General features: G+C 60.3%; 12 protein-coding genes and 1 tRNA gene. 6 read left to right on the forward strand and 7 right to left on the reverse strand.

Annotation, left to right across the window (positions count from 1 at the left end):
• Nucleotides 1-56 precede the first annotated feature (56 nt).
• Both OHL13_RS10085 and OHL13_RS10090 read right to left on the reverse strand, forming a co-directional pair.
• On the reverse strand, nucleotides 57-2,480 hold the full coding sequence (locus tag OHL13_RS10085; protein ID WP_263409998.1) for a penicillin-binding protein 1A: 2,424 nt from the start codon (nucleotides 2,478-2,480) through the stop codon (nucleotides 57-59).
• 121 nt (nucleotides 2,481-2,601) lie between these two features.
• On the reverse strand, nucleotides 2,602-3,798 hold the full coding sequence (locus tag OHL13_RS10090; protein ID WP_263409999.1) for a S41 family peptidase: 1,197 nt from the start codon (nucleotides 3,796-3,798) through the stop codon (nucleotides 2,602-2,604).
• A gap of 399 nt (nucleotides 3,799-4,197) precedes the next feature.
• Here OHL13_RS10090 and OHL13_RS10095 point away from each other — a divergent pair, with 399 nt between their 5' ends.
• The 5 genes from OHL13_RS10095 to OHL13_RS10115 all read left to right on the forward strand — a co-directional run bounded on the left by OHL13_RS10095 (nucleotide 4,198) and on the right by OHL13_RS10115 (nucleotide 9,693).
• Nucleotides 4,198-4,785, forward strand: coding sequence for a gluconate 2-dehydrogenase subunit 3 family protein (locus OHL13_RS10095; protein WP_263410000.1), 588 nt, complete (start codon nucleotides 4,198-4,200; stop codon nucleotides 4,783-4,785).
• Nucleotides 4,782-6,473, forward strand: coding sequence for a GMC oxidoreductase (locus tag OHL13_RS10100; protein ID WP_263410001.1), 1,692 nt, complete (start codon nucleotides 4,782-4,784; stop codon nucleotides 6,471-6,473). Before OHL13_RS10095 ends, OHL13_RS10100 begins: the two co-directional genes overlap by 4 nt.
• Nucleotides 6,474-6,620: 147 nt before the next feature.
• Complete coding sequence (locus OHL13_RS10105; protein WP_263410002.1) at nucleotides 6,621-7,373, forward strand: gluconate 2-dehydrogenase subunit 3 family protein; 753 nt, start codon at nucleotides 6,621-6,623, stop codon at nucleotides 7,371-7,373.
• 36 nt (nucleotides 7,374-7,409) lie between these two features.
• Nucleotides 7,410-8,981, forward strand: a complete 1,572-nt coding sequence (locus OHL13_RS10110) for a GMC oxidoreductase (protein ID WP_263410003.1) — start codon at nucleotides 7,410-7,412, stop codon at nucleotides 8,979-8,981.
• A 1-nt stretch (nucleotide 8,982) separates the two neighbouring features.
• Nucleotides 8,983-9,693 (forward strand): cytochrome c3 family protein, encoded by a 711-nt coding sequence (locus tag OHL13_RS10115; RefSeq protein ID WP_263410004.1) that lies wholly within the window; start codon nucleotides 8,983-8,985, stop codon nucleotides 9,691-9,693.
• 101 nt (nucleotides 9,694-9,794) lie between these two features.
• On the opposite strand, the gene OHL13_RS10120 is transcribed toward OHL13_RS10115, so the two are convergent.
• Nucleotides 9,795-9,871, reverse strand: a tRNA-Met gene (locus OHL13_RS10120).
• A gap of 90 nt (nucleotides 9,872-9,961) precedes the next feature.
• On the opposite strand from OHL13_RS10120, the gene kdsB reads away from it, so the two are divergent.
• The gene (gene kdsB, locus OHL13_RS10125; RefSeq protein ID WP_263410005.1) at nucleotides 9,962-10,702 is read left to right on the forward strand and encodes a 3-deoxy-manno-octulosonate cytidylyltransferase; all 741 of its coding nucleotides are present in this window, start codon (nucleotides 9,962-9,964) and stop codon (nucleotides 10,700-10,702) included.
• A 64-nt stretch (nucleotides 10,703-10,766) separates the two neighbouring features.
• Here kdsB and frr read toward each other — a convergent pair whose 3' ends face one another.
• The 4 genes from frr to OHL13_RS10145 all read right to left on the reverse strand — a co-directional run bounded on the left by frr (nucleotide 10,767) and on the right by OHL13_RS10145 (nucleotide 13,147).
• Nucleotides 10,767-11,351 (reverse strand): ribosome recycling factor, encoded by a 585-nt coding sequence (frr, locus tag OHL13_RS10130; protein WP_263410006.1) that lies wholly within the window; start codon nucleotides 11,349-11,351, stop codon nucleotides 10,767-10,769.
• A gap of 94 nt (nucleotides 11,352-11,445) precedes the next feature.
• On the reverse strand, nucleotides 11,446-12,360 hold the full coding sequence (gene lipA / locus OHL13_RS10135; RefSeq protein ID WP_263410007.1) for a lipoyl synthase: 915 nt from the start codon (nucleotides 12,358-12,360) through the stop codon (nucleotides 11,446-11,448).
• A gap of 65 nt (nucleotides 12,361-12,425) precedes the next feature.
• Nucleotides 12,426-12,791: a hypothetical protein gene (locus tag OHL13_RS10140; RefSeq protein WP_263410008.1), complete on the reverse strand. Its 366-nt coding sequence runs from the start codon at nucleotides 12,789-12,791 to the stop codon at nucleotides 12,426-12,428.
• On the reverse strand, nucleotides 12,788-13,147 hold the full coding sequence (locus OHL13_RS10145; RefSeq protein WP_263410009.1) for a c-type cytochrome: 360 nt from the start codon (nucleotides 13,145-13,147) through the stop codon (nucleotides 12,788-12,790). The genes OHL13_RS10140 and OHL13_RS10145 overlap by 4 nt, the downstream gene beginning before the upstream one ends.
• Between the last annotated feature and the right edge of the window lie 4 nt (nucleotides 13,148-13,151).

Consider the following 13,151-nt stretch of genomic DNA (forward strand, 5'->3'; position numbering starts at 1 on the left):
TATTGAATTTGCGTGATGGCTTTCACTAACGCACGGCTTCAGCATGCCGCACGGCATCACTCCTGCGGCTTCGCCGGAGACGGAGCCTGCGGCCCCTGCGAAGGCATTCCAGGGACAAGCACCGGCTTCGGAACATAATCCTGCGGCGAAGGCTGCGACGGCATCTCCGGCTTCTGGACAGGCGGAGGAATTTTCGGCGCAGGCGTGCGGTCTACCACGGGTTTGGTCGTCTCCGATGTCTGGTCCTCGTCCGAATCCTCGTCGGTGTCCTTCTTCTTCTGTTCTTCGGTCGCTAACTTCGCGTCGGAGTTCACCTGGACGTCGAGCTTCTTCTTCTCCCCACCCGTCACAAATTGCTCGTTCGGTCTGTCGGCAATGGCCACCTTCATAAAATCCATCCAGATGGGCAAGGCCGCACGCGCTCCTGTTTCCTTCTCACCCAGCGATTCGCGGGTATCGTAGCCAATCCACACACCGCAGGTCACCGAGGGCGAAAATCCCAGGAACCACGCATCGGTAAAGTTGTTCGTCGTTCCTGTTTTGCCGCCCAGGGCATGGTGCATCTGCGAGGCAGCGGCAGCCGTGCCGGTCAGCGTCACCTGCTTGAGGAGGGTCATCATGGATCGCGCCGTTTCGACCGAGGTCACCTCACTGACCTTCGGCGTCGGCACCTCCAGCGGCAGCCCATCGGCCGCCGTGACACGGCGCACATAATGCGGCTCCACGCGGATGCCGTCATTGGGAAACACCGCATAGGCCCCCACCTGGTCATACAACTTCATATCCGCTGCACCCAGGGCGATGGGCAGAAACGCGGGAATTTTTGAGGTGATACCGAAGCGCTGCGCAACGTCGATCACCTTCTGAATGCCGACCTGGTGCGCCAGCCGTAACGCCGGAATGTTACGGCTCTCCGCAAAGGCCTCCAGCACCGTCATCGGCCCCTTGAAGTTAGGTTCGTAGTTGTGCGGCGTATACGGCCCGCTTGGGGTCGAGAAGGTGGTCGGAATATCCAGAACGATATCGGTCGGCTTGGTGCCCGCCTCCACCGCCGCCGTATACACGTACGGTTTGAAGGACGAACCGACCTGGCGCTCCGATTGCGTGGCGCGGTTGAACTGCGACAGGCCATAATCGCGCCCGCCCACCATCGCCAACACCTCGCCGTTGGAGTTGTCCATCGCCATCAGCGATCCCTGCGCGCCGGAATCCTGCTCCAGTGACGCATGAATCCCCTTCTCGCCATCAGAAGACAGGATGCGGACATACGCGACATCGCCCTTCTTCAGCAGGGCATCGCCGGTCTTCATCTGCGTCCAGGCCCAGTCGGCCGGCTCGATGTATCCCTGCTTCGATCCAATGCGGAAGCGGATCTCCTTGGCTGTTGCGTCAGTCACAAGCACGTGGAAGTAGGCATCCTTCTCCACCGGCTCGGTCCAGTCCGGATGCTCATAGGTATCCATTTCCTGCCCGGCAAGCACAATGTTCTGAATGCGATTCTTCCAGCCGTGGCGACGCTCATAGGACGCCACACCATTCAGCACGGCGCGGTTGGCAGCCACCTGCAAGTCATAATCCAGCGTGGTGTACACGCGCAGTCCCGCGCCATGCACCTGCTCGGTGCCAAACTGCTGCTCCAGCTGGCGGCGAACCTCTTCAATAAAGTAAGGAGCAATCGAGTTGGCCGGCGGCTCGACCTTCAACCCCAGGGGAGCCGCCTTGGCGCGCACCTCTTCGGCTTCGGTGATCCAGCCATCGCTGCGCATCTCGCTCAACACCAGGTTGCGCCGCTTCAGAGCCCTCTCAGGATGCCGCACCGGAGAATACAGCTCTGGGCCCTTCGGCAAGGCTGCCAGCAGAGCCGCCTCCGGCAGCGTCAGGTCGCGGACATGCTTCGAGAAGTAGTACTCCGCCCCCGCCTCAAATCCATAGGTTCCGCGACCCAGGTAGATCTGATTGGCATAAAGCGCAAAGATCTGTTCCTTGGTAAAGTGACGCTCAATCTGCAGCGTCAGCAGCACCTCCTGCGCCTTGCGGCTGAAGGTCTTCTCCGGCGACAGGAACAGGTTGCGCGCCAGTTGCATGGTCAGCGTGCTGGCTCCCTGCGCCCGGCCCTTGCTGTGCAGATCGCGATAGGCTGCGCCGATGGCGCGGAACAGGTTGACACCCCAGTTGCTCTCAAAGCTCTTGTCTTCAATCGCCAGGATGGCCTGCCGCAGCATGGGAGGAAACTCCGCATACGGCACCACCACGCGACGCTCCAGGGCAAATGAGCCGAACTGGCGCCCGTGAATGTCATACAGCTCTGTCGTTGTGTTCGGGCGGTACCGTTCCAGGTCCTGCATCTGCGGCAGGTCCACGGAATAGACCAGCATCAGGCCACAGAGAGAACCAAACAGCGCAGAAATCGCCAGCAGACCCACAAAGGCGCTGCGCCGGATGACGGCGCGTGTTCTTGCGGCAACACGCCGCGTGCGCATATGGGGGCGCCTGGTTTCCTGCGGATCTTCAGTAAAAAGAGTATTCACGAGCCATGTACTGCCTATGGGAGATCATCCCACAGATCCGTTCTCAGCTCTGTAAGATGCAGTCCATGCCAGCTTAAGCGGCTTTCCCTTTAAGGATCTCAAGCGCCTTGGAGAGCTGGTCATCCAGCTGGTCCTTGTTCGCGGGGGCCGTGGCGTCGTCATCACCGGTATCGATCGCACCGGCCACCAGGACACCTGGGGTCACACCCTCATCCTCAAACTTCTTGCCCGAAGGCGTCTCGTACTTCGCCACGGACAGGATCAGGGCGCCACCGTCCGGCAGCTCAAAAGTCTTCACCTGGCTGCCAATGCCGAAGGTCTTCTCGCCTACCAGCTCCGCGCGCTTGTTGTCCTGCAGCGCTGCCGCCACCAGCTCGGCCGGACCGGCAGTTCCGCGGTTGACCAGCACCACCACCGGGGCCTTCTCGGCAATCGTCTTCGAGGGGTCAGCTGTCACCGTCTGCTTGGCAAACTTCTGGCCTTCCAGCGTCGAAATGGTTCCCGACTTCAGCAGCATGTTGGTCAGCCGCTGCGCCTCCGCCATATCGCCATCGGCAACATCCCGCAGATCCAGAAGCAGCTTCTTGCCGCCCTTGTTCAGGCTCTTCAGTTTGCCCTCAATCTGGGAAACATGGTCACGATCCAGCGAACCCGGCTTCAGATACAGGATGGTCGAGTTCTCATACTGCGTCTCCGCCACGGGAACCGGAGCCATGATGACGCGCGTCAGCTCTACCTTGTCCGGGGAAGCCTTCCGCGGACGCACTACCGACAGCGTCAGCGGGGTTCCGGGCTCGCCACGAAGCATCATCTCGATGGAAGCCAGTGACAGGTCATGGGTCGACTTGTCGTTGATCGATTCAATCAGGTCGCCATCGTTCAGGTTGGCGCGGTCCGCAGGGCTGTTCGGAACCACATTGACTACCGTGGCAAAGCCAAAACGCTTGGAGACGTTCAGACCCACCTGCGCTTTGCCGCCCTTCATCGCCTTGAAGGACTTGTTTTCCTCCGGCGTCAGGTAGCTGGACTCAGAATCCAGAGACTCCAGCAGGCCACGCAGGGCGCCGTTCGTCACATTCGGGATATTCGGCTCTTCCACATAATCCGACTGGATGTGGCTGAGCACCTCGCTGTAGACGTTGATCTGCCGGTAGGCATTTTCCTGCGGATCACTGGCCGCGCTGACTCCCGTGGCGTTCGCGCCCAGGAAAACCGTAAGCACCAGTGCGACCGAACCGATCAGAAGCAGAATCTTGGGGAAACGAGGCATCAGGAACTTTCTCCGGCAAAACGATACGAGCTACCCGCCCGCGATGGGTATTAGACGCGGAAGGGTAAAAATAGCATACTCCCACAGCCCGGGAGTTGTGGCGGCCGGTACGTGTGTGGCAATGTCTGGAAGCGAACGATGACTTACGCTGCCTGAGACCAGAAAATACGTCTCCGCACTGCCGGATTCCTCCATTTGCCCCGACCAGGCAAGCATCGCGGAAACCGGCACCACTCCCGATCCGAGAAAAACCATGAACAATATCCCTCATGCAGGAATCTGGAATCAGGGGTTTGCTGCCGCCCCGGGGCACCGGCATAGCGCATCTCAGATATCTAAAGAAACACACCGGACGGATCGAAGAATTCGCAATCCCCAGTAACGATAGATGGAGTTTTCATGCAACGACGTGATGTTTTGAGGCTGCTGGGTTCGGCAGCCGCGATTTCCGCCTTGCCGCAGGAGGCGCTCGCGCTCCTGGGACAGGCCAGCGCACAGGCGTCCGCGGCCAGGGGGCTGAAGACACTGAATGCACACCAGGATGCCACCGTTACCACAATCGCAGAGCTGATCATCCCCGAGACGGACACCCCCGGAGCAAAAGGGGCAAAGGTCAACGAGTTTATCGACCTTCTGCTCTCCGAGTGGTTTGAGCCGGTTGAAACCCGGGAGTTTCTTGCCGGGCTGGAACAGATAGATGTCCAAAGCCGCAAACAGTTCTCCGCCAGCTTCGTAGAGTGCAGTGCATCCCAGCAGGTCGCACTGCTCAAGCAATTGGATGCAGCGGCTATGGAGTTCGCGCAGAAGCAGAAACAGGCCGCAAAGTCCGGGACACAGCCACCTCCAATGGACTTCTTCTACCAGATCAAAAAGTTGACTCTTGCGGGCTACTACACCTCAGAGATTGGCTTTGAGAAAGAGCTTGGCAAATCCATTATTCCGCCCGGACATGCCGGTTGCGCTCCCCTTCCGGAGGTATCAAAGTGAACGTTGTGACCCGTAAAGACAATATCTACGATGCGATTGTTGTGGGATCAGGCATCAGTGGCGGCTGGGCTGCCAAGGAACTGACCGAAAAAGGCCTGCGGACTCTCGTTCTTGAAGCAGGCCAGACTATCGTTCCCCAGCGTGATTACGTGGAGCATGTGCCCGTCTGGGATGTAAAGTTCCGCGGCATGCGTGACCGTCAATATGAGAAGGTGCATCGTCCCATGCAGCGCCACATCGGCGACGAATGGAATGCCAAGTTCTTTGTCGATGACCAGGAGAACCCTTACACCACCCCGGTGGACCAGCCGTACCTGTTTCTGCGCGGACGGCATGTCGGCGGCCGGTCCGTCATGTGGGGTCGCCAGAGCTACCGCTGGAGCGATCTCGACTTTGAAGCCAATCTCAAGGACGGTCACGGAGTCGACTGGCCGATCCGCTACAAGGACATCGAGCCCTGGTATGACTACGTCGAAGACTTTATCGGGGTCAGCGGCCAGGCGGAAGGACTCCCGCAACTGCCTGACGGCAAGTTTCTGCCACCGATGGAGATGAACTGCGCCGAACTGGCCATGAAGGATGTTGTCGCGCAGAAGTTTCCTGACCGACGTCTGACGATCGGTCGCACCGCGATTCTGACAGCGCCGCACCGGGGACGCTCTGCCTGCCACTACTGCGGTCCCTGCGCGCGTGGTTGCATTACGCGCTCTTACTTCAGCAGCCTGCACTCCACGCTGCCCGCGGCGGAGGCGACCGGACGGCTGACCCTGCGACCCTTCAGTGTTGTGCATAGCCTCATCTTCGACTCCAGAACGAGGCGTATTACAGGAGTCCGCGTGATTGACGCCCAAACCAAAGAAACACTCGAATTTCACGCGAAGGTTGTCTTCCTGTGTGCTTCGACGCTTGAGTCCGCGCGTATTCTGATGAATTCCGCCACACCGGAATTTTCAACCGGACTTGCCAACTCCAGCGGCCAGCTGGGGCGCAACCTGATGGACCACATCATGGGCAGTGGAGCCAGCGGCATGATCCCGGGCCACGAAGACCACGCACCGATCGGCAACCGCCCCAACGGCATCTATATGCCACGCTTCCGCAATATCAAGGACAAACACCCTGACTTCGTCCGGGGATATGGCTTCCAGGGAAGCGGCAGCCGGGATGACTGGGGCCGTGGCAGCGAAACCCCTGGGTTCGGTGCTGACTTCAAACATAGCCTGCGTCAGCCTGGTCCATGGAGGTTTACCTTCGCAGGCTTTGGAGAATGCCTGCCGCATCCCGAGAACCGGATGGAGTTGAATCAGGACAAGGTGGATGCCTGGGGTATTCCCACGCTCATGATCCGTCACAAATGGCGCGAGAACGAGATGGCGCTCTTCAAGGATGCGCAGGTCACCGCCGCCGAGATGCTGGAAGCTGCCGGAGCGAAGGACATTACCCTGCGTTCGACACCGTCTCTTCCCGGGGAGGGGATTCATGAGATGGGAAGCGCCCGCATGGGCCGCGATCCCAAGACCTCGGTACTGAACTCCTGGAACCAGGCACACGATATCCCGAACCTCTTCGTCACGGATGGATCGTTCATGGTCTCCTCTGCCTGTCAGAATCCGTCCCTCACCTACATGGCCATGACGGCACGGGCCTGTGACTATGCGGTTAAACAGATGAAGCGCGGCGATCTATAAACGACCGTACTTCAAAGAGAGAAGGCGCGGTTGCATGTCATCGCAACCGCGCCTGCCCCGCAGAGATGGGCCATCCCACTGCCCTTGAAGAATTGTTCACACGGCGAACCTTGACGCTCCCCGGCCTTGGCTACTACAGTTCCATGCATGAAGAGGCGTGATTTTGTAAAGGGTTTGGCCGCGGCTGCAGCCGCCGGCACAGCGCTTGGCCAGCAGAAGACACCGCAGGCAACGACCCCGGCACCGTCAACCAGTGCTGTGGACCAGGGGACGATGGCGGTCTCTCCGAATGCGGCATCCAGTCCCGCGGCCGCGGCGCGCACGCAGCAGATGGCTGCATTTCGCACACCTAATATTCCGGTAACGTTGCCGGACGTGGTGGCCACGACCGATGCACGCTACTTTACAGCCGCGCGCTACGCCACGCTGGTGCATCTGTGCGAGATTCTGATGCCCGGTGGCGGTGGATACCCCAGCGCCCTGCAGGCGGATACCCCGCAGTTCCTGGACTTCCATGTTGGCGGCTCGCCCGCAGACCGGCAGGCGATGTACAACGATGGCCTGGACCGGCTGAACGCCGACTCGATGAAGAAGTTCAATATCGCCTTCGCCGAGACGGATGCGAAGCAGGCCGATGCGGTCATCCGCCCCGCGCTGAAGGGCTGGATCAACGACCATCCGCCGCTCGAAAAGCACGAGCGCTTTGTCGCGCTGGCGCACCGCGAGATTCGTACCGCCACCATGAATTCGCCTGCCTGGGCCTCCGCCGCGGAAGCCTCCGGCGAGCGCACTCCGGGCGTTGGCCTGTACTGGGCACCGATTGACCCCGGCATTGAGACCTGGGTCAGCCACGGCGCACCGAAGGCATCCGCACCCCTCACGCGACAGGCACATCCCTAAACCAGTTTTGTAATCCCCCAAGAAGGCATAGAGCGTATGGCAGACAAGAAGGTTGATGTCCTGATCATTGGGTCAGGTCATACCGGCGGCATGGCAGCAAAGATCCTGACGGAAAAAGGCATCTCCTGCACCATGCTGGATGCAGGTCCCATGCTCAACTTTGAGCGTGATCGCACTCTGAAGCCGGCAAGCCAGCTTCCCTTCCGCGGCCTGGATGCTCCTGGCCGCCACCCGCACATCTTTCAGTCCAGCGAGTTCAACGCCAACCAGTGGGTGGATGAGAAGGTAGTTCCTTACAACTACCCCCCCGGACAGCAGTACAACTTCGTGCGCGTTCGCAGCGTCGGCGGCCGCTCGCCCTTCTGGGGCCGCCAGTCCTTCCGTCACAGCGACCTTGAGTTCAAGAGCAAGGACCACGACGGCTTTGGCGAAAACTGGCCCATCTCCTACAAAGACCTTGCACCGTACTATGACCGCGTAGAGCCTATCTTCCGCGTGCAGGGCCACACCGATGGCATCCCGAATTACCCGGATGGCAAGTTTATTGAAGATAACGCTCCCTGGTCGGGCGCCATGCAGCGTTTTGTGGATGCCGGCAAGAAGATGGGCGTTCCCGTCACCAAGGCACGCTCCGCGCTGGGAGCCAACGGCCTCGCCTCCTCGCTCAACCTGCTGATTCCTGATGCGGTGGCCACCAATAAGCTGACCACCATCCCCAATGCCATCGTGCGGCAGATTACGGTAGACAAGAACACTGGCCTGGCCAACGGCGCCATCTTCATTGATCGCCACTCGCACCGCGAGATGACCATCAAGGCACGTGTTGTCGTAGTCGCCGCAGGCACCCTGGAAACGACCCGCCTGCTGATGATCTCCGGCATCTGCAACTCCAGCGGCGTTCTGGGGCACTACCTCTGCGACCAGATCTACGGCGCAGGCATTGCGGCCTCCGTACCCGAAGCCCGTGGCGGCAAGGGCGGACGCAACGTGATTGGTGGCGGCGCGCTGATTCCCCGCTTCCGCAATATCACCACCAAGACCCCTGGTTACCTGCGCGGCTACGCCGTCAACGTCTCCAGCAGCAACGGCCCGATGGACGCCCGCTGGTTTACCGAGTACGGCCCTGCTCTGGATACAAAGCTGGAAGAGTACAACGGCAGCGGCTTCACGACGAACATCATGGGTGAAACGCTCGGACACTACGAAAACCACGTCTCCCTGAACAAGCAGGTGGTGGACGCATGGGGCATGCCCACGCTGACCATCAGCACCAAGTACGGCGACAACGAGAAGAACATGGCGAAGGACATGGTGGATACCACCGCAGCCATGGCCGAGGCCGCCGGCTTCGAGATTCTGGTGAAGAACTACGAGTTCAATCCGCCGGGCTTCTCCATCCACGAGCAGGGCACGGCACGCATGGGCGACAACCCGAAGACCAGCGTGGTGAACAAGTGGAACCAGAGCCACGACGTCAAGAACCTGTTCATCACCGATGCCAGCGTCTTCGTCTCCGCGGGCTGGCAGAACCCCACCATCACCATGTGCGCCCTCGCCATGCGTGCCTCAGAGTACCTGGCCGAGGAGATGCGGAAGGGGAACGTCTAGGGTGCGCCGCTTCCTGCTGATCGCGGCCCTCCTGTGCACGGCGCTTGCCGTCCGTGCACAGGACGCACCTACAGGCGCTACGCCATCCACCGCGCCTGCACCAGGAACCGTGGCCTCCTCCGGAGCTCCCACCGTTGCGAACCCGCCTCCGGGGCCCACGCAGCCTGTCGCATTCAGTCATAAAAAGCATGCCGGCGATGGCAAGATGGCCTGTGACAACTGCCACGAGCCTGCGCGCACCGGAGCCACCCTGGCTATGCCGCAGGCGCAGAAGTGCATGCTGTGCCACGCGGCCATCGCGACGGACAAACCGGACATCAAGCGCCTGGCGGATGCCGCGCAGAATAACCAGATTCTGCAGTGGACCCGCGTCTACCGCGTACCGTCGTTTGTCACCTTCAGCCACAAGACCCACACCGGCGCTGGAGCCCAGTGCGAAGACTGCCACGGCCCAGTCGCCGAACGCGAAGTCATCTCGCGCGAAAAGGACCTCTCCATGGGCGGCTGCATCTCCTGCCACACCCAGAAGAGCGCACCCACCGGCTGCGACACCTGCCACCAGCTCAACTCCGTGCGGCTGCAGGTTCCGGGTATCCCGTCAGAGAGCGTCCTTCTGGCCCGCCTCACACGCCCAAGTCCAGCGTCGAAGGACATGTCCATCCATCGGTTCTTCGCGGAGCTTCCGCTTCCGCAAACCACCAGCACCCCCTGATGACGCGAAGATATTTCTCCACCTGCAAACTCCACAATTCCATACGCAACGGAACTGCTCTCTTGGAGTCTGGCGAGCGAGGTTTCTCTTTTGGGATTGTTTGGTGGCGGTGACTGGAATCGAACCAGTGACCTACGGGTTATGAGTCCGTCGCTCTAACCATCTGAGCTACACCGCCGGGCGCATGGAAGGAACTGACGCACCACGTGGCGCAACCAGCTAAACTTCATTCTACGGCAAAATTGCCGCGAACGGAACCCTGACCACCATGTCTTACAAACCCCGTGTTCTTGGCGTTATTCCTGCACGTCTTGCATCCACCCGGCTCCCGCGTAAAGTGCTGTTGCCCATCGCCCACCGGCCCATGCTGGCCTGGGTATACGATGCCGCGAAGGCATGCCCCGGCCTCGATGATCTGATCGTCGCGACCGACTCCGAGGAGGTGGCAGAGCTGTGCCGCGAAAACAACTGGCCCGTAGCCATGACCGCGGCCGACCTGCCCAGCGGCACCGACCGCGTCCGCGAGGTCGCACGGCACCACCATGCCGACATCTACGTCAACATCCAGGGCGACGAGCCGCTTCTGAAGCCCGAGCACATTGACGCCCTTCTGGCACCCTTCAGCAAGCCCGACGTCGACGTCACCACCATCAAGACCCTGTGCACACCGGAGAATGTCCACAACCCTAACGCCGTGAAGGTAGTCACCGCGCTTGATGGGCGTGCGCTCTACTTCTCCCGCGCCACCATTCCTTACCACCGCGATCGCATCGGCGATGTGCCCTACTGGAAGCACATCGGCCTCTATGCCTACCGCCGGCAGACGCTCGAGCGCTTCACGGAACTCGGCCCTTCGGCGCTGGAGCAGACGGAACGCCTGGAGCAGCTCCGGCTACTGGAAAACGGCTTTGCGCTTTACGTGGAGCCGGTACACTTCGACACCATCGGCGTAGATACCGAAACCGATCTGAAGGCGGCCGAAGCTGTGTTGCTACAGCGGCTGGGCTAAGCTTCACCACAAACACAAAGGGGAACCCGCAATGGGTTCCCCTTTCACTTGCCGCAGGCAACTGTCAGATCGTCAGGATCTCTTTTTCCTTGTTCTTGAACAGCTCGTCAATGCGCTTGATCTCGGCGTCGGTCAACTGCTGTACCTCTTCGGTGGCGCGCTTCTCGTCATCGGCGGAGATCGCCTTGTCCTTGGCGGCCTTCTTGATCTGGTCATTGCCATCGCGGCGGATGTTGCGGATCGAGGTCTTGTACTCTTCCACCGAGCCGGCAAGCTGCTTGACGGTATCCTTACGGCGCTCTTCCGTCATGGGAGGAACCGGGATACGGATAACCTTGCCGTCGTGCATCGGGTTGAAACCCTGGCCGCTCATGCGGATGGTCTTCTCAATCAGGCCGACCACGCCGATATCGAACGGCTGCACCACGATCAACTGCGGCTCCGGCGTGTTGATCTGCGCCAGCTGGTTGATGGGCATCTCGCTACCGTAATAATCCACGCGGATGTTGTCGAGCATATGCACGCTGGCGCGCCCGGTGCGGATACCCTGAAGATGGGTGCGGAAGTCTTCCACCGACTTCTCCATACGAACCTTCAGGTCCTGGTGCAGGTCCTTCAGCGCGGGAATATTTGCCATTACCGATGCCATACAGTCGTCCTCAATGCGCGGATGCGCAAATGTTGATTCTAGAAGATTGACGCGTGTTTGTGGAGCCAGCGGGCACAGCTTGTTTCTGCCGCTTTTAGACCAGCCCGGTCGACTGGGCCTGCTCGTGCGCGTGATAGCTGGACCGCACCAGAGGACCGCTCTCCACATGCCTGAAGCCCATGCGCAGCGCCTCTTCCTTCAGGAACTCAAACTCCTGAGGCGTGTAATACCGCTTCATCGGAATATGGTCCTTGCTGGGACGCAGGTACTGGCCTATGGTCAGGATGTCCACCTTGATCGCAGCCAGGTCGCGGAAGACGTCAAGCAGCTCATGCGTTTCCTCACCCATGCCGACAATGATGCCGGTCTTGGTTACCTGCTTCGGGTTCAGGTCCTTGGCCAGCTTCAGATAACCGATGCTGCGCTCATAGCGTCCACCAGACTTTGCCACGCGATACAGCCGCGGCACCGTCTCAATATTGTGGTTCAGAATCTCCGGGCCTTCAGCGACGACCATGCGGATGGCCTCTTCCGTCCCCTGGAAGTCAGGAGTCAGAATCTCGACCTGGCATCCGGGAGCCTGCGCACGAATCTGCCGCACCACTTCCACAAACGCGCGTGCTGCGCCCACGTTGTCATCGTCGCGGTTCACGCTGGTAATGACGGCGTGCTGCAGCCCAAGCGCGGCAACGGCCTCGGCCACGCGGCGCGGCTCGTCATGGTCAATCGGTTCGGGTTTGCCGCTCGGCACCGCGCAGAATCCGCAGCGGCGGGTGCAGCTGTTACCCAGCATCATGAAGGTGGCAGTCTTGTGGTTCCAGCACTCGCCAATGTTCGGGCAGTGGGCGCTCTCGCACACCGTGTGCAGACCCAGATCGCGGGTCAGCTTCTTCAGGTTGTGATAGGTTTCGCCCATGGGCGCCCGCGCCTTGAGCCACTCCGGCTTAGCGGCGGGCTTGCGCGGCGAAAGATCAATCTGTACCAGGTCAGAAGCTGCGACGGGTGCCATCGGTTAAATTGTACGCCGCAGAAAAGGAAAAAGCAGACCCCCACCGCTTCCCGATCTTTTCAGAATCAATGAACCCGGTCGCGCACTTCCATCCGGATCAGGTACAGAAAGAACACCAGGCCAAAGCCTGCCATCACGATCAGGCGAAAGTCATGCGTCGCCGTGTAGCCGAACAGGTAGCCCAGGGACAGTAGCAGCGATCCGGCCGTGACAATCGCCCATCCCCAGCGCTTCAGCTTCAGCAGGCCGAACACACCCACCACCAGCAGAGTGGCCACCGGCAGAACCACATATTTTCCCTGCTGGTTCCACACGCCATTCAGCGCGCCAAAGACACCAAACAGCGCCACGACCAGCATGAAAATCGAGATCATCGCCATGCCGGGCAACATGCGCGGCCCCTGCACAGGCTTCCTGGGAACTTCACTCATAGGGTATGCAGATAGACCAGAAGATCGGCCATGTCCTTATCACTTACGTTTCCGCCCATCGCGGGCATCATGTTGCGGCCATGCAGAATCGTCGCCTGGATACGCTCATCCGTCGCTGCAGCACCGCTCGGCAGATACTGCTTCTGGTAAACACCCAGCAGCGATGGTCCCTGCAGCGCCTTGCTCTCGCGGTCGCTATGGCACTGGCGGCAGTTGGACTGAAAGACCCAGTAACCGTGCGTCTGCTGTTCGTTCAGTTTTTCCAGCGGCACCGGAGGCTTCAAATGACGGCACCCCAGCAGTACGGCCGCCACCACGGCAGCCGCCAACGGAATGGATGTCTTCTGTATTGCCATGCAA

Source organism: Terriglobus tenax (genome assembly GCF_025685395.1).
Classification (GTDB): domain Bacteria; phylum Acidobacteriota; class Terriglobia; order Terriglobales; family Acidobacteriaceae; genus Terriglobus; species Terriglobus tenax.

Bases quoted from the DNA above. Each gene is read 5' to 3' on its own strand.
- OHL13_RS10140 (WP_263410008.1), bottom strand. From the start codon at position 12,791: ATGAGTGAAGTTCCCAGGAAGCCTGTGCAGGGGCCGCGCATGTTGCCC.
- OHL13_RS10145 (WP_263410009.1), bottom strand. From the start codon at position 13,147: ATGGCAATACAGAAGACATCCATTCCGTTGGCGGCTGCCGTGGTGGCG.
- OHL13_RS10085 (WP_263409998.1), bottom strand. From the start codon at position 2,480: ATGCGCACGCGGCGTGTTGCCGCAAGAACACGCGCCGTCATCCGGCGC.
- frr (WP_263410006.1), bottom strand. From the start codon at position 11,351: ATGGCATCGGTAATGGCAAATATTCCCGCGCTGAAGGACCTGCACCAG.
- OHL13_RS10090 (WP_263409999.1), bottom strand. From the start codon at position 3,798: ATGCCTCGTTTCCCCAAGATTCTGCTTCTGATCGGTTCGGTCGCACTG.
- lipA (WP_263410007.1), bottom strand. From the start codon at position 12,360: ATGGCACCCGTCGCAGCTTCTGACCTGGTACAGATTGATCTTTCGCCG.
- kdsB (WP_263410005.1), top strand. From the start codon at position 9,962: ATGTCTTACAAACCCCGTGTTCTTGGCGTTATTCCTGCACGTCTTGCA.
- OHL13_RS10095 (WP_263410000.1), top strand. From the start codon at position 4,198: ATGCAACGACGTGATGTTTTGAGGCTGCTGGGTTCGGCAGCCGCGATT.
- OHL13_RS10105 (WP_263410002.1), top strand. From the start codon at position 6,621: ATGAAGAGGCGTGATTTTGTAAAGGGTTTGGCCGCGGCTGCAGCCGCC.
- OHL13_RS10110 (WP_263410003.1), top strand. From the start codon at position 7,410: ATGGCAGACAAGAAGGTTGATGTCCTGATCATTGGGTCAGGTCATACC.